This is a genomic window from Mesorhizobium sp. B2-6-4, assembly GCF_006441495.1.
Taxonomy (GTDB): Bacteria; Pseudomonadota; Alphaproteobacteria; order Rhizobiales; family Rhizobiaceae; genus Mesorhizobium.
In genome coordinates this window covers 263,024-285,791 of record NZ_VFUE01000004.1, presented here as the reverse complement: position 1 = coordinate 285,791, position 22,768 = coordinate 263,024, and the positions used below count along the sequence as shown (strand labels likewise).

Annotated in this window: 31 protein-coding genes; 15 read left to right on the top strand and 16 right to left on the bottom strand. The window is 62.3% G+C overall.

The window, feature by feature from the left end; genetic code table 11:
* Positions 1-11: 11 nt before the first annotated feature.
* The 5 genes from FJ426_RS08030 to aat all read left to right on the top strand — a co-directional run bounded on the left by FJ426_RS08030 (position 12) and on the right by aat (position 3,882).
* Positions 12-815, top strand: a complete 804-nt coding sequence (locus FJ426_RS08030) for a DsbA family protein (RefSeq protein ID WP_140522128.1) — start codon at positions 12-14, stop codon at positions 813-815.
* Between the two features lie 145 nt (positions 816-960).
* Positions 961-1,395 (top strand): type II 3-dehydroquinate dehydratase, encoded by a 435-nt coding sequence (gene aroQ / locus FJ426_RS08025; RefSeq protein ID WP_140522126.1) that lies wholly within the window; start codon positions 961-963, stop codon positions 1,393-1,395.
* Between the two features lie 26 nt (positions 1,396-1,421).
* Positions 1,422-1,883, top strand: a complete 462-nt coding sequence (gene accB / locus FJ426_RS08020) for an acetyl-CoA carboxylase biotin carboxyl carrier protein (RefSeq protein WP_140561025.1) — start codon at positions 1,422-1,424, stop codon at positions 1,881-1,883.
* Between the two features lie 10 nt (positions 1,884-1,893).
* Entirely contained in the window at positions 1,894-3,237 is a 1,344-nt protein-coding gene (accC, locus tag FJ426_RS08015; RefSeq protein WP_140493663.1) for an acetyl-CoA carboxylase biotin carboxylase subunit, read from the top strand.
* A gap of 27 nt (positions 3,238-3,264) precedes the next feature.
* On the top strand, positions 3,265-3,882 hold the full coding sequence (gene aat, locus FJ426_RS08010; RefSeq protein WP_140517639.1) for a leucyl/phenylalanyl-tRNA--protein transferase: 618 nt from the start codon (positions 3,265-3,267) through the stop codon (positions 3,880-3,882).
* A gap of 12 nt (positions 3,883-3,894) precedes the next feature.
* Here aat and FJ426_RS08005 read toward each other — a convergent pair whose 3' ends face one another.
* From FJ426_RS08005 to FJ426_RS07995, 3 genes are all read right to left on the bottom strand, one after another.
* Positions 3,895-4,278, bottom strand: a complete 384-nt coding sequence (locus FJ426_RS08005; RefSeq protein ID WP_140561024.1) for a hypothetical protein — start codon at positions 4,276-4,278, stop codon at positions 3,895-3,897.
* Between the two features lie 74 nt (positions 4,279-4,352).
* Positions 4,353-4,910 (bottom strand): DUF2155 domain-containing protein, encoded by a 558-nt coding sequence (locus tag FJ426_RS08000; protein ID WP_140561023.1) that lies wholly within the window; start codon positions 4,908-4,910, stop codon positions 4,353-4,355.
* Between the two features lie 116 nt (positions 4,911-5,026).
* On the bottom strand, positions 5,027-5,425 hold the full coding sequence (locus FJ426_RS07995; RefSeq protein ID WP_140493670.1) for an NADH:ubiquinone oxidoreductase subunit NDUFA12: 399 nt from the start codon (positions 5,423-5,425) through the stop codon (positions 5,027-5,029).
* Between the two features lie 232 nt (positions 5,426-5,657).
* Here FJ426_RS07995 and panB point away from each other — a divergent pair, with 232 nt between their 5' ends.
* Both panB and panC read left to right on the top strand, forming a co-directional pair.
* A complete protein-coding gene (gene panB / locus FJ426_RS07990; RefSeq protein ID WP_140561022.1) occupies positions 5,658-6,500 on the top strand; it encodes a 3-methyl-2-oxobutanoate hydroxymethyltransferase in 843 nt (280 codons plus the stop codon).
* Positions 6,497-7,348 carry a pantoate--beta-alanine ligase gene (gene panC, locus FJ426_RS07985; RefSeq protein WP_140561021.1) on the top strand — a complete coding sequence of 284 codons (852 nt, stop codon included), beginning with the start codon at positions 6,497-6,499 and terminating at the stop codon, positions 7,346-7,348. Before panB ends, panC begins: the two co-directional genes overlap by 4 nt.
* A 56-nt stretch (positions 7,349-7,404) precedes the next feature.
* Here panC and FJ426_RS07980 read toward each other — a convergent pair whose 3' ends face one another.
* Both FJ426_RS07980 and gatB read right to left on the bottom strand, forming a co-directional pair.
* On the bottom strand, positions 7,405-7,899 hold the full coding sequence (locus FJ426_RS07980) for a GNAT family N-acetyltransferase (protein ID WP_140561020.1): 495 nt from the start codon (positions 7,897-7,899) through the stop codon (positions 7,405-7,407).
* A gap of 3 nt (positions 7,900-7,902) precedes the next feature.
* A complete protein-coding gene (gatB, locus tag FJ426_RS07975; RefSeq protein ID WP_140561019.1) occupies positions 7,903-9,402 on the bottom strand; it encodes an Asp-tRNA(Asn)/Glu-tRNA(Gln) amidotransferase subunit GatB in 1,500 nt (499 codons plus the stop codon).
* Positions 9,403-9,681: 279 nt separating this feature from the next.
* Between gatB and FJ426_RS07965 the strand changes: the two genes are divergently transcribed.
* Complete coding sequence (locus tag FJ426_RS07965; RefSeq protein ID WP_140561018.1) at positions 9,682-9,939, top strand: YjhX family toxin; 258 nt, start codon at positions 9,682-9,684, stop codon at positions 9,937-9,939.
* Between the two features lie 45 nt (positions 9,940-9,984).
* On the opposite strand, the gene FJ426_RS07960 is transcribed toward FJ426_RS07965, so the two are convergent.
* Both FJ426_RS07960 and FJ426_RS07955 read right to left on the bottom strand, forming a co-directional pair.
* Positions 9,985-10,416 (bottom strand): CBS domain-containing protein, encoded by a 432-nt coding sequence (locus FJ426_RS07960; RefSeq protein WP_140493682.1) that lies wholly within the window; start codon positions 10,414-10,416, stop codon positions 9,985-9,987.
* Between the two features lie 87 nt (positions 10,417-10,503).
* Complete coding sequence (locus FJ426_RS07955; RefSeq protein WP_140561017.1) at positions 10,504-11,262, bottom strand: rhomboid family intramembrane serine protease; 759 nt, start codon at positions 11,260-11,262, stop codon at positions 10,504-10,506.
* 401 nt (positions 11,263-11,663) lie between these two features.
* On the opposite strand from FJ426_RS07955, the gene FJ426_RS07950 reads away from it, so the two are divergent.
* The 3 genes from FJ426_RS07950 (at position 11,664) to FJ426_RS07940 (ending at position 13,835) form a co-directional block, all read left to right on the top strand.
* Positions 11,664-12,296, top strand: coding sequence for a PAS domain-containing protein (locus FJ426_RS07950; RefSeq protein WP_140561016.1), 633 nt, complete (start codon positions 11,664-11,666; stop codon positions 12,294-12,296).
* A gap of 119 nt (positions 12,297-12,415) precedes the next feature.
* Positions 12,416-13,033 (top strand): PilZ domain-containing protein, encoded by a 618-nt coding sequence (locus FJ426_RS07945; protein WP_140674826.1) that lies wholly within the window; start codon positions 12,416-12,418, stop codon positions 13,031-13,033.
* 193 nt (positions 13,034-13,226) lie between these two features.
* The gene (locus FJ426_RS07940; protein ID WP_140517647.1) at positions 13,227-13,835 is read left to right on the top strand and encodes a transglutaminase-like cysteine peptidase; all 609 of its coding nucleotides are present in this window, start codon (positions 13,227-13,229) and stop codon (positions 13,833-13,835) included.
* Between the two features lie 161 nt (positions 13,836-13,996).
* Here the strand turns inward: FJ426_RS07940 and FJ426_RS07935 are convergent, their stop codons facing one another.
* Positions 13,997-14,524, bottom strand: a complete 528-nt coding sequence (locus FJ426_RS07935; RefSeq protein WP_140493693.1) for a gamma carbonic anhydrase family protein — start codon at positions 14,522-14,524, stop codon at positions 13,997-13,999.
* 42 nt (positions 14,525-14,566) lie between these two features.
* Positions 14,567-14,887 (bottom strand): hypothetical protein, encoded by a 321-nt coding sequence (locus FJ426_RS07930; protein WP_140561014.1) that lies wholly within the window; start codon positions 14,885-14,887, stop codon positions 14,567-14,569.
* Positions 14,888-14,989: 102 nt separating this feature from the next.
* Here FJ426_RS07930 and FJ426_RS07925 point away from each other — a divergent pair, with 102 nt between their 5' ends.
* Complete coding sequence (locus tag FJ426_RS07925) at positions 14,990-15,721, top strand: hypothetical protein (RefSeq protein WP_140558491.1); 732 nt, start codon at positions 14,990-14,992, stop codon at positions 15,719-15,721.
* Between the two features lie 47 nt (positions 15,722-15,768).
* On the opposite strand, the gene FJ426_RS07920 is transcribed toward FJ426_RS07925, so the two are convergent.
* Together FJ426_RS07920 and cysE are read right to left on the bottom strand one after the other, a co-directional pair.
* On the bottom strand, positions 15,769-15,972 hold the full coding sequence (locus tag FJ426_RS07920; RefSeq protein ID WP_019857879.1) for a DUF3126 family protein: 204 nt from the start codon (positions 15,970-15,972) through the stop codon (positions 15,769-15,771).
* 148 nt (positions 15,973-16,120) lie between these two features.
* Positions 16,121-16,969: a serine O-acetyltransferase gene (gene cysE, locus FJ426_RS07915; protein WP_140493699.1), complete on the bottom strand. Its 849-nt coding sequence runs from the start codon at positions 16,967-16,969 to the stop codon at positions 16,121-16,123.
* A 124-nt stretch (positions 16,970-17,093) separates the two neighbouring features.
* Here cysE and FJ426_RS07910 point away from each other — a divergent pair, with 124 nt between their 5' ends.
* Entirely contained in the window at positions 17,094-17,699 is a 606-nt protein-coding gene (locus tag FJ426_RS07910) for a hypothetical protein (RefSeq protein ID WP_140558493.1), read from the top strand.
* Positions 17,700-17,742: 43 nt separating this feature from the next.
* Here FJ426_RS07910 and FJ426_RS07905 read toward each other — a convergent pair whose 3' ends face one another.
* Genes FJ426_RS07905 through FJ426_RS07895 form a run of 3 tightly spaced genes read right to left on the bottom strand, consistent with a single transcriptional unit; the run spans position 17,743 to position 19,662 of the window.
* The gene (locus FJ426_RS07905) at positions 17,743-18,510 is read right to left on the bottom strand and encodes an alpha/beta hydrolase (protein ID WP_140558495.1); all 768 of its coding nucleotides are present in this window, start codon (positions 18,508-18,510) and stop codon (positions 17,743-17,745) included.
* A 20-nt stretch (positions 18,511-18,530) separates the two neighbouring features.
* Entirely contained in the window at positions 18,531-19,094 is a 564-nt protein-coding gene (locus FJ426_RS07900; RefSeq protein ID WP_140522103.1) for a DUF192 domain-containing protein, read from the bottom strand.
* 22 nt (positions 19,095-19,116) lie between these two features.
* Entirely contained in the window at positions 19,117-19,662 is a 546-nt protein-coding gene (locus FJ426_RS07895) for a cold-shock protein (RefSeq protein ID WP_181165163.1), read from the bottom strand.
* 268 nt (positions 19,663-19,930) lie between these two features.
* Here FJ426_RS07895 and gloA point away from each other — a divergent pair, with 268 nt between their 5' ends.
* Complete coding sequence (gloA, locus tag FJ426_RS07890; RefSeq protein WP_140558496.1) at positions 19,931-20,371, top strand: lactoylglutathione lyase; 441 nt, start codon at positions 19,931-19,933, stop codon at positions 20,369-20,371.
* Positions 20,372-20,500: 129 nt separating this feature from the next.
* Positions 20,501-20,794: a DUF2218 domain-containing protein gene (locus FJ426_RS07885; protein ID WP_140522099.1), complete on the top strand. Its 294-nt coding sequence runs from the start codon at positions 20,501-20,503 to the stop codon at positions 20,792-20,794.
* Between the two features lie 31 nt (positions 20,795-20,825).
* On the opposite strand, the gene FJ426_RS07880 is transcribed toward FJ426_RS07885, so the two are convergent.
* Both FJ426_RS07880 and ilvA read right to left on the bottom strand, forming a co-directional pair.
* On the bottom strand, positions 20,826-21,380 hold the full coding sequence (locus FJ426_RS07880; protein WP_140561013.1) for a DUF1697 domain-containing protein: 555 nt from the start codon (positions 21,378-21,380) through the stop codon (positions 20,826-20,828).
* Entirely contained in the window at positions 21,377-22,633 is a 1,257-nt protein-coding gene (gene ilvA, locus FJ426_RS07875) for a threonine ammonia-lyase IlvA (protein ID WP_140493713.1), read from the bottom strand. The genes FJ426_RS07880 and ilvA overlap by 4 nt, the downstream gene beginning before the upstream one ends.
* Positions 22,634-22,768: the final 135 nt, after the last annotated feature.

Here is a 22,768-nt window from a genome sequence, read left to right as displayed (position 1 = left end):
GGAACGGAACGATGAAAAAGGCACTGCTGCTGGGCACCACGGGAGTTGCGATAGCCCTTGCCATGCTGGCGTTCGGTTTCGTGGCCGGCAGCCCGCAAATCGCGGAAGCCGGTGCGGCGCAACCGCTTCAGACGGCAGCGGACGATACCAAGATCGACCGCACCGAGGTCGAAGGTATCATCCGCGATTATCTCCTGAAGAATCCGGAAGTGCTGCTGGAAGTCCAGGATGCGCTCGAGGCCAAGCAGAAGGAAGAGCAGCGCATTGCCCATCTCGGCGTCATCAAGGGCGCCAAGGAGCAGATCTTCAACTCCTCCTTCGACGGCGTGGTCGGGAACCCGAACGGCAAGGTCACGATCGTCGAGTTCTACGACTACAATTGCGGCTTCTGCAAACGCGCCATCGAAGACATGCAGGCGCTGACCAAGGCCGATCCGGACCTGCGTTTCGTGCTCAAGGAGTTCCCGATCCTCGGCCCGGATTCGCAGAAGGCCAGCGTCGTTTCGATGGCCTTCCACCTGATGATGCCGCAGAAGTACGGCGAGTTCCACAATGCGCTGCTCGGCGGCCAGGGTCGCGCCACCGAGGCGGCGGCGATCAAGGTCGCGCTTTCGCTCGGCGCCGATGAAGCGACGCTGCGTGAAAAGATGAAGGACCCGTCCATCACCGAAGCCTTCTCCAAGACCTACGATCTCGCCAACAAGCTGGCGATCACCGGAACGCCGTCCTATGTCGTCGGCAACGAGGTCGTGTTCGGGGCGCTCGGACAGGAAGTCCTGGCGGAGAAGATCGAGGCGGCGAAAGCCGCGCTTTGATCGGCCGCGGGTTTTCTTCACGGGCGCATTTCCGCCTGTTGTGGACAGTGAAAGAACGCACTTGCGCTCTTTCCGCGGGCGTCTATGCCCATTATAGAGGGCCCAGCGCCGGTTTGACGCCGGTGCCGGAAAAGGTCGGCATTTTTTGAAAACGGTTTTCGTCCTGAACGGTCCCAATCTCAACGCGCTCGGCAAGCGCGAGCCTGGCATCTATGGCGGCAAGACGCTTGCCGCCATCGCGGAGGACTGCAGAGAGGCGGGCGCGGCGCTCGGGCTCGAAATCGATTTCCGCCAGTCGAACCACGAGGGCGACCTCGTCGACTGGATCCAGGAAGCCGGCGACAAGGCCGTCGGCATCGTCATCAATCCCGGCGCCTATAGCCACACGTCGATCGCGATTCACGACGCCATCCGTTCCGTGGCGCCGCTGCCGGTCGCCGAGGTCCATCTTTCCAATATCCATGCGCGGGAACCATTCCGCCACGTCTCCATGGTCGCGCCGGTCGCTGTCGGCATGATCTGTGGCTTTGGGCCGCTCGGCTACACGCTGGCGCTGCAGGCGCTGGCCGCACGCCTATGACCGGCCAACAAACAGAAGGCTCGAAAATGTCGATAAAGAAGACCGGTGTTGACCAGCAGCTGATCCGCGACCTCGCGGGCATACTGAACGACACCAATCTCACGGAGATCGAAGTCGAGCTGGGTGACCTGAAGGTGCGCGTATCGCGGCAGGCGCCGGCGGTTCACGCGATAGCCGCGCCGCAGCCGGCCTTTGCGCCGGCGCCGGCGGCGCAATCTGCCACCGCAGCCGTTCCGGCCGCGGCCGACGTGTCGAAAAACGCCGTGGCCTCCCCCATGGTCGGCACTGCCTATCTAGCGCCCTCGCCGGATGCCAAGCCGTTCATCGAGATCGGCCAGAACGTCAAGGAAGGGCAGACGCTGCTGATCATCGAAGCGATGAAGACGATGAACCAGATCCCCTCGCCACGCGCCGGCACGGTGACGGCGATCCTGTTCGAGGACGCACAGCCGGTCGAATACGGCATGCCGCTCGTCGTGATCGAGTAGAGCGGCCCTAATGTTCCAGAAGATTCTCATCGCCAATCGCGGCGAAATCGCGCTTCGGGTGCTGCGTGCCTGCAAGGAGCTTGGCATCCAGACGGTGGTGGTGCACTCGACCGCCGACGCCGACGCCATGCATGTTCGGCTCGCCGACGAGAGCGTATGCATCGGGCCACCGCCATCGCGCGACAGCTACCTCAATATCCACCAGATCGTCGCCGCCTGCGAGATCACCGGCGCCGACGCCGTGCATCCCGGCTACGGTTTCCTGTCGGAGAACGCCAAGTTTTCAGACATATTGGCCGCGCACAACATTACCTTTATCGGTCCGACCGGCGACCATATCCGCATCATGGGCGACAAGATCGAAGCCAAGCGCACCGCCAAGCGCCTCGGCATTCCGGTGGTTCCCGGCTCCGATGGTGCGGTGACCGAGGAAAAGGAGGCCAAGCGCATCGCCGCAGAGATCGGCTATCCCGTGATCATCAAGGCGTCGGCCGGCGGCGGCGGACGCGGCATGAAAGTGGCGCATACCGAGGCCGACCTCGAAGTCGCCTTGCAGACGGCCCGCTCGGAAGCGGGCGCGGCCTTCGGCGATGACGCCGTCTATATTGAAAAGTACCTGCAAAAGCCGCGTCATATCGAGGTTCAGGTGTTCGGCGACGGCTTTGGCCGGGGCGTGCATTTCGGCGAGCGCGACTGCTCCTTGCAGCGCCGCCACCAGAAAGTCTGGGAAGAGGCCAACTCACCCGCCCTCAACGCCGAGGAACGCTCGCGCATCGGCGATATCTGCGCCAACGCCATCGCCGACCTCGGCTATTCCGGCGCCGGCACGATCGAGTTCCTCTACGAGAATGGCGAGTTCTATTTCATCGAGATGAACACGCGCCTGCAAGTCGAGCATCCGGTGACGGAGGCTATCACTGGCATCGATCTGGTGCATGAGCAGATCCGTGTCGCCTCGGGCGGCGGTCTTTCGGTCAAGCAGGAAGACATCCGCTTCCAGGGCCATGCCATCGAGTGCCGCATCAATGCAGAGGATCCGCGCACCTTCACGCCCTCGCCCGGCACGATCACCCATTTCCACACGCCAGGCGGCCTTGGCATCCGTGTCGATTCCGGCGTCTATTCAGGGTACAAGATCCCGCCTTACTACGACAGCCTGATCGGCAAGCTGATCGTGCACGGGCGCAACCGCGTCGAATGCATGATGCGGCTGCGCCGGGCGCTGGACGAATTCGTCGTCGACGGAATCAAGACGACGTTGCCTCTGTTTCGCGACCTCGTCGGCAACGCCGACATCGCCAATGGCGACTATGACATCCACTGGCTGGAAAAATATCTGGCCAAAGGCGAATAGCCCCGGACTTGCCGCTATAATGAAGCGATGACTCGCCCCTACGCGCCAGGCTATCGTATCCCGACCGACCTTCTGCTCAAGGCCTACGCCTCGGGCGTCTTCCCGATGGCCGAAAGCGCCGCCGATCCGGAAGTGTTCTGGGTGCGGCCGGAGACGCGCGGCATCATTCCGCTCGACCGCTTCCACACGCCGAAAAGTCTGAAGAAGGCGCTTCGGCGAAACCTCTTCGACATCCGTTTCGACTTCGATTTCGAGGCGACGATCGATGGCTGCGCCGAAAGGCGCGAGGAGCGCCGTTCCACCTGGATCAACGCGCCGATCCGCGAGGCCTATGTGCAGTTGCATCGCATCGGCCATTGCCATTCTGTCGAGGCCTGGCGCGAGGAGCGGCTGGTCGGCGGCCTCTACGGTGTCTCCCTGGGGAGGGTGTTCTTCGGCGAAAGCATGTTTTCCCGGGAAACGGATGCTTCGAAGATCTGCCTTGTGCATCTCGTCGAACGCCTGCAGGCGCGCGGTTTCGCGCTGCTCGACACGCAGTTCACCACCGAACACCTCAAGCGCTTCGGCGCAATCGACGTGCCGCGCGGCAAATACGAGAAGATGCTGGCCGACGCGCTGAAGGGTGAAGCGGTGTTTTTCCCCTGATGATCCAGCCCGTCAGCGGACCTTCGTTTCCAGCGGAGCCTGCGAATGGAACATCATCTTCCAGCCGTTGACGCGATGGACATAGCCGGTGCTGACCAGCGCCGCGTAGGCTTCGCCATTGCCCCTCACGGCATGCGCCTCATAGGCCAGGATGACGATGTCGCTGCCTGGTTCGACCACGCCTTTGAGATCGATCTCGAGATCACGCCATCGCTTGGGATCGGCGGCGGTTTCGGCGAGATCGGCATTGCTCATGGTCTGGGCCATCTGCGGAAATGCTACGAGGCACTCGGTGTCGGCATTGGCCGCGAAAAATGCCGAATCGCCTGTCCAGAAGCCCTTTTCGAGCTCAAGCAGTTCCTTGATGCTGGCGGTGATCCGCTTTCTGGCAGACATCGGAAAATCCTCCCGGCGCGCATCGTATGGCCGTCAGGGCCCCAACGCGTTGCCGTCAGGGCGGTTCCGAAGGATCAGTTGGTGCTGGTCGTAGGCGGTTCCGTTGCTTCCGGCTCGGTCGCAGCCGGAGCGGTCGTGGCATTCGGCTGGGCGGTATCGGACTTGGCCGCGTCGGTCTTGGCCGCATCGGGCGCTGGCACATCCGACTTCTGCTTGCAGGCCTTCAGCCAGACGTCATAGACGGCATGCTCGACGGCATTGAGACCAGGGCTTTCGGCAAACATCCAGCCGGTGAAGATGCGGCGGATCTTGCGGTCGAGCGTGATCTCGTCGACTTCGACAAAAGAATCGGTCTTCGGTTCCTCGTTCTGCGGCCGGGAGTAGCAGACGCGCGGCGTCACCTGCAAAGCACCGAACTGCACCGTCTCGTCGATATAGACGTCGAAGGTGATGATGCGGCCGGTGATCTTGTCGATGCCGGCGAATTCGGCGACCGGGTTGGTGATTCGGTCCGATCCCGGCGCCGGCGCGGGTGCGGCCGGCGTTGGCGAAGCGGCAAGTGCCGCGGTGCCAACGGTGAGCCCGGCGGCTACTATCAGTGCGCCCATCGATGTCAGGCTGAAAATGCTCATGCAGGGATACCGGTGGTTAGCGCCCGGGTGATTCTCTCTATCACAAAGGCTAGTCGCCGTTTTCTGATGAGCAAGCTGCTAGACACCAATTGTGGCGATAAAGGACCGACGCCCGCTTATGATCCGGGCGTCCAGGCGTCGTAGTCGCCGGTGACCTGCGGGCGGTGCTGGTTGGTCAGCACCGAGCCCTTCGGACGATAGGCTGAGGGCGAGCCGGTCAGGTTCGGTTGATGTGGCTTCTGCCAGTCGCGCGGCTTGTAATCGTCGCTCGGCGGCGCGACGTCGACGCGGTGATGAATCCAGCCGTGCCAGCCGGGCGGGATAGAAGAAGCCTCGGAATAATCGCGATAGATGACCCAGCGGCGCGTGCGTCCTTCGGAATCGACACCGCCTTCGTAGTAGACGTTGCCCACCTCGTCCTGCCCGACCTTCCTGCCGTGCCGCCAGGTGTGCAGGCGCGTGCCAAGCGTCTGGCCGTTCCACCAGGTGAAAAACTGCGTAAGGAAAGTCTTCATCTTCAAACCCTCGCGCCGATGGCGTCCGTTTCCTGCTTATGGCGTCAGCCCTTCGTGAAGGCAAGGGGCTTGCCGCCAAGAGGGCGCAAATGGCGCGCCGGTAAGGCGACACAAGCCGGTGATGCATTGCCGGCGCCGTATGGTGCTTGCCAACCACCCTCAGCCTTTCTAAAGCTCTGCGCGCGCGCCCCGTGCGGGTATCCGGCCGACCGTTGGCCGAGGGAGGTGACGATTGGCCAGGAAATCGCCGACCGCCGACATTCGCATCGGTGCCGACGCCATTCGCCGCCGAAAGCGTGACGTGCCGATCGTCTGTCTCACCGCCTATACCTACCCCATCGCCCGCCTGCTCGACGAGCATGTCGATCTGCTCCTCGTCGGCGACAGCGTCGCAATGGTCCTGCATGGCCACAAAACGACGCTGGGCGCCTCGCTGGAGATGATGATCGCGCATGGGCAAGCGGTGATGCGCGGCTCGGCCAGGGCTTGCGTCGTCGTCGACATGCCAGCCGGCAGCTATGAGGATTCGGCTGCCCAAGCGGTTGCCTCGGCGCGGCGTATCGTTGGCGAAACCGGCTGCCAGGCTGTGAAACTCGAGGGCGGCGTCGGTATGGCCCGGCAGATCGCCGCGGTCGTCGATGCCGGCATCGCGGTCATGGGCCATATCGGCCTGCTGCCGCAATCCGTCGAGAAGGATGGCGGCTACAGGATCAAGGGCCGGACCGACGAGAATGCGGCAGCGCTGTTTGCCGATGCGCGCGCCGTCGAAGAAGCCGGCGCCTTTTCGATGGTCATCGAGGGCACGGTCGAAGCGGTCGCGGCCGAAATCACCCGCCGCATCGCCATTCCGACTATCGGCATCGGCGCGAGTGGCGTTTGCGACGGCCAGATCCTGGTCATAGACGACATGGTCGGGCTCACCGTCGACCGCGTGCCGAAATTCGTCAGGGAGTACGCCGATTTGCGCAGCGTGGTCTCGCAGGCGGCCGCACGTTACGCCAGCGAGGTACGAGACCGGACATTCCCCGGTTCCGAAAATGTGTTTTCGGCCACCTTGGGCAAGGACAACCGATGAGCCGGCCCCTCGTCGTCGACACGGTCGCCGGCCTTCGCGCGCGGATCCGCGACTGGCGGCGCGACGGCCTTCGCGTCGCCATGGTGCCGACAATGGGCGCCTTGCACGAAGGGCACCTATCGCTGGTCAGGATCGCGCTTGAAAGAGCCGAGCGCTGCATCGTCTCGATCTTTGTCAACCCGACGCAGTTCGCGCCGAGCGAGGATCTCGACAAATATCCACGTCAGCTCGCCCGCGATCTCGACCAGCTGGCTTTGGCCGGAGCCGATCTTGCCTACACGCCTGGGGTTGGTGAGATGTATCCTGCCGGCTTTGCCACCAAAATCTCGGTCGGCGGTCCCTCCGCCGGGCTCGAATCGGATTTTCGACCGACTTTTTTCGAAGGCGTCGCCACCGTCGTGGCGAAGCTGTTCCAGCAGGCGTCGCCCGACGTCGCGGTCTTTGGCGAAAAGGATTATCAGCAATTGTGCGTCGTCAGGCAGCTCTGCCGCGACCTCGACCTGCCCGTCGAAATCATCGGCGCGCCGACGATCCGCGACGCGCATGGCCTCGCCATGTCATCGCGTAACGCCTATCTCGGCGAGGCCGAACTCCAGATCGCCCGCCGGCTCAACGTGATCCTCCGCAAGGCAGCCGCGGCGCTGGCGGCCGGCGCCGACCAGAACGGCGCGACAGGCGAAGCCAGCCGCGCCCTACTCGCGGCCGGCTTCCACAAGATCGATTATGTCGAAGCTCGCGAGAGCCGGACGCTGACGCCGTGGCGCCGCGGGCACGAGGGCCGCCTGCTCGCCGCCGCCTGGCTGGGCAAGACCAGGCTGATCGACAATGTGGACGTCTCCACCAGTTAGGCTGCGGCTCGATCGCTGAATTCGACCGCCGGATTGCGCACCCGAAAGGTCCGCCGCTATGCGGCAAGCGGCCTTTCATAGACGAGCGCCGGGATAGCGGATTGGGCCGAACCGCAATTGTCGGTGCGGCCGGTCTGGACGAAGCCGTTCGCCTGGTAGAAGGCAATTGCGCGCGTGTTCTTCTCTTCCACTTCCAGCCGGATGGCGCGGGCCTCAGGGAAGCTTTCGATGATCTCGTCGAGAAGCATGCCGCCGATGCCCCGGCCCTGCAGGCCGGGCTGCACGTAAAGCTGCTTCAGCATGACCACGCCGCCGCCATCGAGCGCTTCGGCAAATGCCATGCCGCCAATGCGCTGGCCATCGTCGGCGACGAGGAACTCGCTGTTTGGCTTCGCCAGCCGCGCCTTGAGCGAGGCGATCGAATGCCACGCATCGGTGATCTCTGTCACCCGTTCGGCGCCATAGATGGCGTCGTAAGTCGCATGCCAGGTCTCGACCAGCAGCGCCCGGATGGCGGCGAGGTCGCGATCCCCGGCGGTGCGCACGAACATAGCCTACTCGATGCCCAGCCTGGCCTTGACCAGGTCATTGACGGCCTGTGGGTTGGCCTTGCCGCCGGTCGCCTTCATCACCTGGCCGACGAACCAGCCGGCCATGGTCGGCTTGGCGCGCGCCTGCTCGACCTTGTCCGGGTTGGCCGCGATCACCTCGTCCACCGCTTTTTCGATAGCGCCGGTGTCGGTAACCTGTTTCATGCCGCGGCTCTCGACCAGTTGGCGCGGGTCGCCGCCCTCGTTCCAGACGATCTCGAACAGGTCCTTGGCGATCTTGCCGGAGATGGTGCCGTCCTTGATCAGATCGATGATGGCACCGATCTGATCCGGCGAAACCGGAGCATTTTCAATGTCCTTTCCAGCTTTGTTCAATTGCCCAAGCAGGTCGTTGATAACCCAGTTGGCGGCGAGCTTGCCGTCGCGGCCGGCGGCCACCTTCTCGAAATAGTCGGCGATCGGCTTTTCCGACACCAGGATCGAAGCATCGTAAGTCGAGAGGCCGAGCGAGGAGATCAATCGCGCCTTCTTGTCGTCGGGCAGTTCCGGCAGTTCCTTGGCCAGCGCTTCGACATAGGCCTGGTCGAACTCCAGCGGCAACAGATCGGGATCGGGAAAATAGCGGTAGTCGTGCGCCTCTTCCTTGGTGCGCATCGAACGGGTTTCGCCCTTGACGGCGTCGAACAGCCGCGTTTCCTGGTCGATCGTGCCGCCATCCTCGATGATGGCGATCTGCCGGCGCGCCTCGAAATCGATCGCCTGGCCGATGAAGCGGATCGAATTGACGTTCTTGATCTCGCAGCGCGTGCCGAATTCGCCGCCCGGCCGGCGCACCGAAACATTGACGTCGGCGCGCATGGAGCCTTCGTCCATGTTGCCGTCGCAGGTGCCGAGATAGCGGACGATGGTGCGCAGCTTGGTAACATAGGCCTTGGCTTCGTCGGCCGAACGCATGTCCGGTTTCGACACGATTTCCATCAGCGCCACGCCGGAGCGGTTGAGATCGACATAGGACATGGTCGGATGCTGGTCGTGCATCGATTTGCCGGCATCCTGCTCCAGATGCAGGCGCTCGATGCCGACCTCGATGTCCTCGAACTCGCCCTGGCGGTCGGGCCCTACGGAGACGATCACCGTGCCCTCGCCGACGATCGGCTGCTTGAACTGCGAAATCTGGTAGCCCTGCGGCAGGTCCGGGTAGAAGTAGTTCTTCCGGTCGAAGACGGACTTGTGGTTGATCTGCGCCTTTAGCCCGAGGCCGGTCCGGATCGCCTGCTTGACGCATTCCTCGTTGATGACGGGCAGCATGCCGGGCATTGCGGCATCGACCAGGCTGACATTGGCGTTGGGGGCGGCACCGAACGACGTCGAAGCGCCGGAAAACAGTTTTGCTTCCGATGTCACCTGCGCATGGACCTCGAGCCCGATGATGATTTCCCAGTCGCCGGTGGCGCCGGGGATCAGGCGTTTCGCGTCGGGCGTGCGGGTATCGATGATGCTCATGGTGGCCTGCGTAGTAGAACGATGGAAACGTGCGTTTTGCACATCCTGATTTGCAACTTCGCTAGTGCAAACCGCCTCCCGAGACAAGCGTAAAGCCGCCCGCTGGCCTTTTCCGCCGCTTTCGCCTATAGGCCATCCATCCCAATGGAGAGTGGATGTCCACTTACGCTCAGTCCCGGTAAGGCCCTGACCTCATAGCGAGGCAGGGCAGAAAACCTGAAACCCCGCGCCGCGAAGCTTCGCGGCGGCGGCTTTTGTTGTTTTCCCGGATACTCTCCCATGGATATTTCGCGTATTGAACAACGCGTTCTGCACCTGCTCGCGCAGGGCGGACGCATTGAGATCGAAAAAAGTGAGAAGAAACGGATCGCCTCCGTCAAATGCCTGACCCGCGACGGCTGGCACTACCCCGACGTCGATCTCGACCTGTTTCGGAAGCTGAAGCGCAAGAAGGCGGTTTCGTCGTCGGGCGGCGGCCCCTACCGCATCACGCGGCGCGGGCTCCAACTCGTCCGCTCCGAACTCGACAACAGGTAACTATCGCCCCGCCGACCGTTTGCGCGGCCGGCGGTTGCTTGCCGCTCAGGCGGTAGCGATATAGGCGCGGATTTCCTCAGCCTCGCGCTCGACATCCTCGATACGACGCTTGACCACGTCACCGATCGACACGATGCCGTCGAGCATGCCGTCCTTTTCCACCGGAAGATGGCGGAAGCGGCCCCGGGTCATGATCTCCATCACCTCGTTGACGGTGTGGTTCTCGTTGCAGATCTTCACTTTCGGCGTCATCGCGGAACGAACGGCTATGTCGAGCGCGGCAGCGCCTTCCCTGGCGACGACGCGCACGATGTCGCGCTCGGACAGGATGCCGACGATCTTGCGGTCTCCATTGGTGATGACCAACGCCCCGATCCTGTGTTCGGCAAGGATACGGATGGCTTCGCTCAGTTTTTCGTTCGGCCCGAGCGTCAACACGTCGTGGCCTTTTTGCTCGAGAATGGCCTTAACCGTCATGGCGTCCTCCTCTACTCTGCCAACCGGTTCCTGCCGTGACCGGCTTTCACGTAAGAGTGAACATCGTGCGCCGCGATCGGTTGCATTTCAAGTGCGGTGGTCGGTCGTCTCCCAGTCGAGCGGCTGCCAGCGCCTGTCGAACCAGCGCAAGCTGAAGAAGCCGGCGACAAAGCCGCCAATGTGAGCCTCCCAGGCGATCTGGCTGTCGACCCCGGGGGCGAAGCCGACAAGGCCGGTGACAAGGTTGATCACCATCCAAACGGCAAGGAAGATCATCACGCCACGCGAGCGCAGCACCATTGCGATCGGCAGCACGGGGCCGGCGAAAGCGGCTTTGCCCGCCGAACGATCCGTACGGAAGCCAAAGCGTGCCGCCGCTCCCATCATGCCCGATATCGCACCGGAAGCGCCGACCAGCGGCGCTTCGCCATATGGATGCATGGCCCAGAAAAGCGCCACTGAAGCCAGTCCCGTCGCGGCGAAGAACAACGCGAACCAGAAGGCTCCGAGCCGATTGGCCAGCGGCGAGCCAAAGGCAGCGAGCCAGACCATGTTGATGGCGATATGGGCAAATCCACCATGCATGAAGGCATAGGTGAAGGGCCGCGTGAACAGGAACCAGTCGAAGCCGTATTGGCCAGTGTAGAGGACAGGGATGAAGGCTCCGTCGTAAAGCAGTGTCATTTGCTGAGCATCACTCAGCACGTATTGCTGCAACAGGTAGATGGCCACGCAAATGGCGATCACCGCCAGCACGATCGGCGGCAGGTTGAAGATCGGCTCGCGACGCGGCTCGGGCTCGCGATCCGCCTGTTCTATTTCCGGTGGGCTTACAGGTTCACTCATGTGCACTAGCACTCGGTCCAGGATTCGTTGTTGCGAGCATCTAGACCACTGCCCGCCGGACCACAAAGGGCGAATCGCCGAGCGCGAATCAAAAGTGCCGAATCAAAAGAAAGCCGTCCAAGGTTTCCCTTGAACGGCTGTCGAGTCCCCTGTTCCCCCGAACTCTTGACTGAAGTGCTGCCGATCGTCGCGAAACGACCGCTTCTGGAGTGGTTTTTGTGTGCCACGCGGCTCGACCGGGCGCAACGTAAACCACTTGTTAACCTTAACGGCCCCGACCCGTGAACAAGTGTTAACGACGCTGGCACGCTTCCTGCTCCGCAACGCATGTAGGTCATCGGAGGGCGCCCTTCTGTTCACCGATGGGACATCAGACGACAGAATGCGCGGAGCTGCTTAGCATGAACCAGAACGGATCGATCACGCTGTTCCAGTATTGGAACCGCTTGCGTGATGGACGCCCTGCCCCGAAGCGCTCGGAAGTGGAGCCGGCCGATATCAAGTCGCTGCTGGCCGACACCTTCATCCTGGAAAGGGACACGCGCGGGCAAGCGGTGTTCCGGCTGGCCGGCACAAGGCTCTGCGCCTCCTATGGCCGCGAACTCAAGGGGTTCTCCTTTCCCTCGCTGTGGCGCGAGAAGGACCAGCGGCTGGTCTCGAAGCTGATCCATGGCGTGTTCGACCAGAAATCCGTCGTGCTGATCATGTTCGAGGGCTTCAGCCGCAACGGCCGTTCCAACAAGTTCGAACTGCTTGCCTTGCCGCTGGATGGCGGCGTCGAAAACCCGCGTTGCCTTGGCGTGATCAGCGCTGTGGAGAAGCCGTTCTGGCTGGGCGCCGACCCGCTCACGGACGCGTTGATCGATTCGATCCGTGTCATCGATCCCGAAAAAGAGTTGCTGGCGAGCCGGCCGGCGATCGACGTTCCCTCGCTTGTTCCCGCCGAACTGGAGGCGCCCGACACCATCTCCGCGCTCGGCCGAGCGCGCCGCATCCGCCACCTCGTCGTCTTCGATGGCGGGCGCGAGGAATAGTTGACGATCCTACAGCCCCGCCTGCCCGTTTTTCCCCTTTGTTAACCCGCTTTGCTGTAGTTCTGGGATGAAGTCCCTGACATCGGCGCACGGGGATGCCAAATGGGGTGTAGGCAGTCATGAGGTTAGCGGCGGTCGACTACGCGCCGTCCCAAGCTGAGAGACGTAACTTTCAGCGCGTCCGGGTCAAGATATACGGGCGCTTCATGCTGGAAGACCGCACCGAACATCCTTGCCAGGTCGTCGATATGTCGCCGGGTAACGTCGCGTTTCGCACTGACCGCATCGGCATGCCCGGTGAAAAGGTCATCGCCTATATCGACCATATCGGCCGCATAGAAGGCGTCGTCACCCGCACCTTGCAGGACGGTTTCGCAATGACGGTGATTGCGTCGGACCGCAAGAAGGACAAGCTCGCCGCGCAATTGACGTGGCTCGCCAACAAGCACGAGCTCGATCTGCCGGAAGACCGCCGCCACGAGCGCGTCGCCCCCCGCAACCCGACCAGCATCCTGCAGCTCACCGACGGGCGTCAGTACCAGTGCCGCATCATCGACCTGTCGCTCTCCGGCGCCGCGATCGAGATCGATGTCAAGCCGGCGATCGGCGTCCAGGTCATGCTCGGCACCATGCGCGGACAGATCGTGCGGCATTTCGAGGATGGCGTCGCCATCGAATTCGCCGTCATCCAGCGGCCTGAGACGCTCGATTCGGAATTCAACACGCCGCGCGCCTGACAAGGCCCAACAGCGTCCAGATCAAAACCGGCCGCGCGGCCGGTTTTTTGTATTTTACGACAACGATTGACCACTCAAAAGTTTCAAATTTGATACCTATTCTAGGGACGTTTTACTCAATATCTACTGCGCGCTTTTGCGTCGAATAAATCCACCTGTGGCAATGTCTCCCTCGAACGGGGAGACAAAAACAATGAAGAAAACGAGAGGCAAGCTGTTGCTGATGGCAATGGCGATGCAGCTTTCCGCTTGGGGATCAGCATATGCCGCGGGACCGGCCTATATGCACACCGGCGGCCGCACCACACAGCCTGTCGGACACTATGAATTCTGCCAGCGCATACCGGGCGAATGCAGCGAGCGGACACCCAAGGGGGCGCCGGTCGAACTGACCCGCAAGCTGTGGGCGACGATCCTCAGCATCAACAATTCGGTCAATACCCGCGTCAAGCCGCGCACCGACATGGAAAACAACGGCGTCGAGGAATATTGGGCCTATCCCGACAACGGCTATGGCGATTGCGAGGACTACGCGCTGGAAAAGCGCCGCGAGCTGATGGACGCCGGCGTTCCGGCCGGCAACCTGTTGATGACGGTCGCGCGCCAGCCGAACGGTGACGGCCACGCGGTGCTGACCGTGCGCACCAGCCTCGGCGAATTCATCCTCGACAATCTGGAAACCAAGGTCCTGTCCTGGACGGACACCGACTACACCTACCTCAAGCGACAGTCGGATACCAATTCCGGCGTCTGGGTGACGATCAACGACGGCCGCGCCGACGCGGTCGCCAGCGTCCGCTGACGGCGTCGATCCGGCACGCGTGAACCAGAGACCAGGCGCTACGCATCAACGCGATGCGCCTAAGGAGAAACCCGGTCGAGTCCCCACCCTCCCCGTCCCAACGACCGGGTCTAAGGAGCCGGCCCCGTCCCCGGGCCGGCTCCGCCATTTCTGGCGGAGGCCTAGACCTTCTCCAAACCCGCCTTGAAGCGCCTGCCGTTGGCGACATAGTGCGCGGCCGAGGCCCGCAACCTTGCAATCGCAGCCTCGTCCAGAACCCTGATCGCCTTGGCCGGCGAGCCGACGATCAGCGAATTGTCCGGGAATTCCTTGCCTTCGGTGACCAGCGCGCCGGCGCCGACCAGCGAATTCTTGCCGATCCTGGCGCCGTTGAGCACGATTGCGCCCATGCCGATCAGGCTGTTATCGCCGATGGTGCAGCCATGCAGCATGGCGCGGTGGCCGATCGTGCAGCCTTCGCCAATGGTCAGCGGGAAGCCGGGATCGGTGTGCATGACCGTGTGCTCCTGCACGTTGGTGTCGGCGCCGATCACGACAGGCTCATTGTCGCCGCGAATGACGACGCCGAACCAGAAGCCGGCATTGCGGCCGATGCTGATGTCGCCGATCAGCGTCGCATCGGGCGCGATCCAGTTTGAGCCCGCATCCGCGAAGTTCGGTTCGGTGCCATCGATCGCATAAAGCGGCATTTCTGGTCTCCGATTCGTCTCAAGCCTGGAAGTCGAACGACCCTAGGTTGGCACCTCCCAACACGCAACGGCCACAAGAACTATGCCGAGCGCCAGCGTCCAGGCGACCGCCGTGCAGCCACAGGAAATCAGCGCCACCGACGAAATGCGACCGTCGCGGCGGGCGTCCAAGGCATCGTTGAGCAGCATGAACGGCCCGGCGCACGCGGTGGCGGCGAGCGAACGCAGTACGTGCGCGGAGGACACATAAGGCTCGGTGAACGCGACCTTGCGCCCGACAACCAACTCCATCGCCGATCCGACCAGCCCGCAAGCCGTCAACCCGACAAGAAAAGCGAACGCAGTTAGCTCAACCGGGCCCATCTTTACCTTCCGTTTACCATGAAATCGCACAGTCGCTGGAAGGACTGCAAGAGCCGTGCCGTGCGATGCGTGCCGTCACGGGACAGGAATCCGGGGACAGAGATGAAGCAGGCAGCGATCGCCGACGACCCCCAATTCACCGTGGTCGATTCCACGCTGATGAAGCGGGTGTTCTACGCCTTCGCAGCACTCGCCCTGCTGTCGGTCGCAATCAGCCTGGGCGGCAAATGGTTCGGCCATTCGATCGCCATGGCCGGCTACACGGATGATGCGACGATGCGCAAGGTGGTGATCGGCAACAATGTCATCGCCGTGCCTGCCAACTTTATCCGTTTCGAACAGGCGCGGCGCGACGGCATCGCCTCGCGGCTCGACCTCTACCTGCGCTATCCCCAGATGGATGGCTACAGCGAAGCTGCCCGCGGCGATTTCAATCACACGGGGCCAGCCAAAAGCATCGTCTTCCTGTCCTTCGAACAGCAGATGATGTCTCGCGACATGAGCGGACGTTTCGGGCCGATCTACAGCGCGTTGATCGTGCAGCCCGGCACGGCAGGTCCGGGCGGCACGACGATTTACGGTTTCAACGCGAAATCAGGTTACCTCAACGAGGTGCTCGTTGTCGGCAACCGGCCCGGCAAGGACCCGTTCGTGGCCCGCTGCCTGAGTGGGCCGGCAGCCGAACAATCGCTGGCGCCTTGCGAGCGCGACATCCATGTCGGCGAGGATCTCAGCCTCACCTATCGCTTCCCGAAGGAATTTCTGGGGGATTGGCAGGCGCTTGACGCGGCAATCACCGCCGAGGCCGGGCGTGTCCTGAAGGCGGGACAGTGACGGGAAGGCCGGCCGCGTTTGCGTCCGGCATCGCCATGGGCGTGGGATCAGCCCAGATCGATGTCGAGGATCGCCATCGAGAAATTGTAGTCGCCGTCATCCTCGTCTTTGAAGACGATGCCGAGGAATTCGTCGCCGACGTAGACTTCGGCCGAATCCTCCTTGCGCGGCCGTGCCTTGACCTCGAGCTTGGGGTTCTGGAAGACGCGCTTGAAATAGGCGTCCAGCTTTCTGATTTCGTCAGGCTTCAACAGTCTTCTCCGATCATCGGGCTTGCTCGTTTGAACGGCGCTTCTGACACGTCGACGATGGCCATGTAAAGGCAAGCTCGCCGTATTGCACGGCAATCGAAGCCGCCGGCGCGAGCAGTGCGAAACTCCGCGACGCCCCTCAGTAAAACTAGATGTCGAAGCTGACGACCTGGTCCATCGTCTGCGACGGCAGAAGCTGGTCCATCTGGCGCGACGGCTGGTCGCAGCCGGTCTCGCCGACGACGCGAGCCGGCACGCCTGCGACCGTCTTGTTATGCGGCACCGGCGACAGCACCACCGAACCGGCGGCGATCTTGGAGCAATGGCCGATTTCGATGTTGCCGAGAATCTTGGCGCCGGCACCGATCAAGACGCCACGACGAATCTTGGGGTGACGGTCTCCGCCGGCCTTGCCGGTGCCGCCGAGCGTGACACCGTGCAGGATCGACACGTCGTCCTCGATGACCGCTGTCTCGCCGACGACCAGACCGGTGGCGTGGTCGATGAAGATGCCCTTGCCGATGCGGGCCGCCGGATTGATATCGGTCTGGAAAACCGAGGACGAACGGCTTTGCAGATAGAGCGCGAAATCCTTGCGCCCCTGGTTCCACAGCCAATGCGCCAGCCTGTGGGTCTGGATGGCGTGAAATCCCTTGAAGTAGAGCACCGGCATGATGAAGCGGTCGCAGGCCGGATCGCGGTCGTAATAGGCCTGGATATCGACACGCACGGTGGTCGGCCAATCCTTGTCGTCGGCCAGCATCGACTTGAAGGTCTGGCGGATGAGATCGGAACCTATGTCCTGGTGCGCCAACCGCTCGGCCAGCCGGTGGATGACCGCCTCCTCCAGGCTCTCCTGGTTGAGGATGGTCGAATAGAGGAAGGCGGCGAGCAGCGGGTCGCGATTGACCGCGTCCATCGCTTCGTCACGGATCGAGCGCCAGATCGGATCGACCGGCTGCAACGCGCTGTGTCGGGAAATGCTGATGCTGTTCATCGACGTCGTCCTGCCGCCTTGCCTAATATCGGGCCGCACATATAAGCCAGATCATAGCACGATTGAACTCAATTTTCCTTAGTGCTCTGTCAAATGGATTTGGTTCGCGGGAATTCAAGCCGCCATGGAAAATGAACTCTTGCTCGACAATGCCCTCAAACGCGAGCTTTCCGCCCACTATAAGGGACAGGATCGCCACTACCACAACCTTGCCCATATCGAGGCGATGCTGGCGCTCGCCGGCGAGTACCAGAAGCTGCTCGGCGATCCCGAGGCCGTCGAGGCGGCGATCTGGTTCCACGACGCCGTCTATGACAGCCGGGCCAAGGACAACGAGGCGCAAAGCGCAGCGCTCGCGGAAAAAAAGCTCGCGGGCCGCATCGACGCCCAGCGCCTCGGCTGCATCTGCGCCATGATCCTTGCCACCGCAACACACCAGTTGCCGGACTTCGAAGACACGGCCGCGGTGCGTGACGCCGCTCTTTTCCTGGACATGGACCTGTCGATCCTCGGCGCAGCGCCGGATGCATTCGATGCCTATGAGCGCGCGATCCGCGCCGAATATCAATGGGTGGAGGAGCCGATATGGCGGGCCGGACGTGGCGCGGTGCTGAACAGCTTCCTGACACGCCCGCACATCTTCCACAGCGAGGAATTCCGCCGGCGCTTCGAGCAGCAGGCTAGGCTGAATCTCACCCGGTCGCTCGAAGCGCTGCAAAAACCGGCGTGATATCGGGCTTGTGCCTTTCGGTTTATCGGGCTCTTACGCCGGGTCAAAGCGGATTTTCGGCGTAGAATTCCAGCACACGCCGCTTGAAGGTCTTGTCGCCGACGGCCAGCATATGGTCACGGCCTTCGATGTGGAAAGCCTTGGCGTTGGGCATCAGTGCGGCAAGTTCGTCGGGCGAGCCGCCAATGTCATCGGTGGTGCCGACGGCGATCAGCGTCGGCTGGGCGATCCGGGCAATTTCATCCTCGCTCAGCAACTCGCGGGAGGTGGCGATGCAGGCCGCGAGCGCCCGGCGGTCGCTGCGAGTCTGGTCGGCGAAGGCGCGAAACGAACGGCCGCGGGGATGAGTGGTCTTGGCCGGATCGTCGGCAAGAAGGGCTGCCGCGATCGGATCCCAATCGCCGACGCCGTCGATCATGCCGATGCCGAGACCGCCGAAGACCAGCGTCGCCACCTTGTCGGGATCCGACAGCGCCAGGAATGCCGCTATCCTCGCGCCCATCGAATAGCCCATGACATGGGCGCGCCCGATGCCGAGATGATCGAGCAAAGCAGCCGCGTCCGAGGCCATCCGGGCCGGGGTGTAATCTGCCTCTTCGTAGCTTTTCGATGACGAGCCGTGGCCGCGATTGTCCAGCGCAATGGCGCGGTAGCCGTCATCGTTCAGCGTCTTGAACCAGCCGGGCGAAACCCAGTTGACGTAATGGCTGGAGGCAAAGCCATGGATCATCAGCACAGGATCGCCCCGGCCCGATTCCGGCTGGCGGTCGAGGAAGGCGATATCGAACCCGTCATGGGAAAAAAACTGCATCGGCTATACTGCCCGCGTCCTCAACCGCCACCGCCGTTCGGCGCATCGCCATTGTCCGATGGCGGCACCTCGGGGCCTGATATGGTGCCAACGGCCGGATGGCGCACCAGGTCGCCATAATCGATACCGTTCCTGGCGGCGGTGCCCGCCTTGAGCTCAAGCACGAAGCGCACCGGCACGCCGGGCGAAATCAGCGCCTGGGATTGCGGCTCGCCGTGCTTGACCGCCCGGATCTTGCCATCCTGGCCGATAAAAACCAGGTCAAGCGGCATCGGCGTGTTCTGCATCCAGAAGTTGACCTGCTGCTGCATGTCGAAGACGAACAACATGCCGTGATCGTCCGCCATGTCCTGGCGATACATCAAGCCGGCCTCGCGTTCAGCATCGGTGTCGGCGATTTCGATGGAAAAGGAGCGATCTCCGCCTTTCGTCGCCACGACCAGCGGCGTCGGGTCCACCGGCAGGGTCATCACCCGGCTGTCGGCCGCCGTCGGTGCAGGCAAATAGAAATAGGCGCCCGCGGCGACGATGACGGCAGCCAGGACGCACATTGCGCCCGCCGTCAGCCAGTTCCTATGTGTCATGCGAAAATCCTCGGCAACCGCCCTAATGCGCGACCGGCAAGGTTCCCATATCGGGGTGGATTTCGGCAGCCATAAGGCCTTTGTCGCCGCGCCCGAAGCGGACAAGCACGACCTGCCCCGGCCGAAGCTCGGTGATGCCGTAGCGACGCAAGGTTTCCATATGGACGAAGATGTCCTCGGTGCCCTCGCCCCGGGTCAGGAAACCAAACCCCTTGGTGCGGTTGAACCACTTCACCAAGGCACGTTCCAGCCCGCTTTCGGGTGTCACCGAGACATGGGTGCGCTGTTCCTGCATTTCCGCGGGATGGACCGCTGTGGTGACATCCATCGAGAGAACCCGGAAAGCCTGCAATCCGCGCTCGCCCTGCTTGACGAGGCAGACAACGCGCGCTCCCTCCAGAGCAGTCTGGAAACCATCCCGTCTAAGGCATGTCACATGGAGGAGGATGTCGCCTGAAACGCCGTCATCCGGGAGGATGAAGCCATAGCCCTTGGCTACATCGAACCACTTGATGGCGCCGGATATTTCGGTCAGATCGACGGCATCGCCGCCTTCGTCGCGCTTCATGGCGTCGCCAAGGGTTTCGGACCGCCCCGTCAAAGAGGCTTTTTCCCCCATAAGAATGCCCCCTTTTTTCAAGAACACCGCAACTGATTCTTGACACCAGATTAACACTGCGGCTTCCGGTGAGTGCAAGACCTGACGTGCCTTTTTTCACGGTTCATTATGCGAATACCGGATTTGTTCTTGGGCGGCGCCGGCAGCCGCCTGGGATTTGCCCTTTGGACGGCCCACCCCTATGTTGCGCCGCAACCCAACAAGTCGAGGAAATCACATGCGCTATCTGCACACCATGGTTCGCGTCGCCGACATCGATGCTTCGCTCGATTTCTACTGCAACAAGCTCGGCCTGAAGGAAGTGCGCCGCTACGAGAACGAGCAGGGCCGCTATACGCTGATCTTCCTGGCCGCGCCGGAAGACGAGCAAAGCGGCATCGACGAGAAAGCACCGCTGGTCGAGCTCACCTACAATTGGGACCCGGAAGACTACAAGGGCGGCCGCAATTTCGGCCACCTCGCCTATGAAGTCGACGACATATACGCCACCTGCCAGCGGCTGATGGACAGCGGTGTCACCATCCACCGGCCGCCGCGCGACGGCAACATGGCTTTCGTCAAGTCGCCGGACGGAATCTCGATCGAACTTCTGCAGAAAGGTCCGGCGAAGGCAAAGGCCGAACCGTGGGCGTCGATGCCGAACACCGGAAGCTGGTGATCGATCACCTTTTCGAGCGGTCGGCAGCCGGCCTATGGCGGCGGGCGAGCTTGCGCCTATCTATGCGGCGATAGCGCCCGCCTCGAAAGCGGGCACCGTTTCGTGCGTTTCACCCTCGGAGATCCCTTCATGACGATCAGCCATGCCGATGTCACCACCGCACATGCAAGCCGTTATCTGCAGCAATTGTGCAAACATTGGGCGCACAAATTCCCCGTGGAATTCGATCCCAATCATGGCGCCATCGACCTTTCGCTCGGCCGCACCATCATGGATGCCGATGGAGCTGCGCTGCACATCACCGTATCGAGCGACGACCCCGGCTCTATCGAACGCCTCGAAAGCGTCGTCGCCGACCACATCAAACGCTTTGCGTTTCGCGAGGAGCTGACGTTCGACTGGAAACGCGCCGAGGCGGCGTAGGCTCTTGTCCGCGCATTACGGCAGGCATTAATCAGCCGCCGCCGGGCTTGCCGGCCATCTCCAGCAGCGCCAGCACCGAGCGCCAGTTGCGCGCAGTGCCAGGTACCTTCAGTACGCGTGGAATGAGATTGGCAAACACCGATTTGCCCAGTCCGTCGGGTGCATGCAGGTAAAGCACGTCGCCCTTGATCTCGAACCGCTCCGGACCCGTACATCTTTCGGCCAGCCGTGCCGCCTCCTCGGCGGTAGGCGCGCGCTCCAGCGCATACGCGTGCAGCTTTGTCGGCTCCTCGGCAATCTCCGGATAGGGATTTTCCCTGACCAGCCGTTCGACCCAGCCGAGATCGCGCACCATGATGCGCGAATGAAAACCCCATTTCTCCTCGAAAGCCGCTTCGATCTGTTTGGTTAGCGTGGCGGCGTCTCCCTCCTTCGCCCGGAACACCGCGTTGCCGCTCTGCACGTAGGTAGCGACATCGCAAAACCCGAGATCCTCGAAGAACGCCCGCAACTCGGCCATCCTGACGATGCGGTTGCCGCCGACATTGATGCCTGAAAACAGGGCGATGAAGACGTTTCCGCTCATATGATGAACCCGGCCAATGTCTCGTTGTCGGTGATATCCTGATACTGGACGCCTTCGGCCTCGAAATTCGCTTTCAGCAGGTCGAAATTGCGGCGATCCTTGGTTTCGATGCCGATCAGAACCGAGCCGAAATTGCGTGCCGACTTCTTCAGATATTCGAACCGGGCGATGTCGTCGTCAGGCCCCAGCATTTCAAGGAAGTCGCGCAGCGCGCCCGGCCGCTGCGGAAAGCGGATGATGAAGTATTTCTTCAGGCCCTCGAAGCGCAGTGCCCGTTCCTTGACGTCCGGCAGCCGTTCGAAATCGAAATTGCCGCCCGAAACCACGGCCACGATGGTCTTGCCGCGGATTTCCTTCCTGGAAAAATCCTTCAGCGCATCGATAGCCAGCGCGCCGGCCGGCTCCAGCACCACGCCCTCGACATTGAGCATCTCGATCATGGTCGCGCAGAGCCGGTTTTCCGGGATCAACCGCACCGTGTCGGCGGCGAAGTCCTTGAGGTGACGCAGGGGCTCACGGCCGATCTCGGCGACCGCCGCGCCGTCGACGAAATTATCGACCTTGGCGAGTTTGAGCCGTTTTCCCGCCGCAAGGCTCTCGCGCAGGCTTGGCGCCCCTGCCGGTTCGCAAAAGACGAAGCGCGCCTCACGCCCCTGATCGGCGAAGTAGTGCGTCACCCCCGCGGCCAGACCTCCGCCGCCGACCGGCAGCATGACGATGTCGGGCATGCCCGCGCCGGGCATCTGGTGGGCGATCTCATAGGCGACCGTCGCCTGTCCCTCGATGATGTCCTTGTGGTCGAAGGGCGGCACCATATGAGCGCCGGCGCTTTCGGTGAATTCGATGGCGGCGCGATAGCAATCGTCGAAGAAATCGCCGACGAGCCTGATCTCGACGAAGTCGCCGCCGAACAGCCGCGTCTTGTCGATCTTCTGCTGCGGCGTCGTCACCGGCATGAATACAACGCCCTTTTTACCGAAATGACGGCAGACGAAGGCGAAACCCTGCGCATGATTGCCGGCGGAAGCGCAGACGAACAGTTCGGCCTGATTGCCTTCGCCAAGTGCCTTGCGGAAGAAGTTGAAGGCGCCGCGGATCTTGTAGGAGCGCACCGGGCTCAGGTCCTCGCGCTTCAAAAGCACCCGCGCGCCGGTCTTCTTCGACAGATAGTCGTTCTCCTGCAGCGGCGTTTCCGGAAAGATCCGGCGGATCGCGGAAGCAGCGGTGGCAACACGGGAAGAGAAGCTGGTCATCGGAAAGCCACCTTGAACGCATGTCGTTTGAAAACGTCTATCATCGATTGGCTGCGGAACGCCCTTTTGTCGCGAGCCTTGCCGCCAAGCAACCCGATTCCGTCTATTGCACAGGCGACCCCGTGAAACCATTGC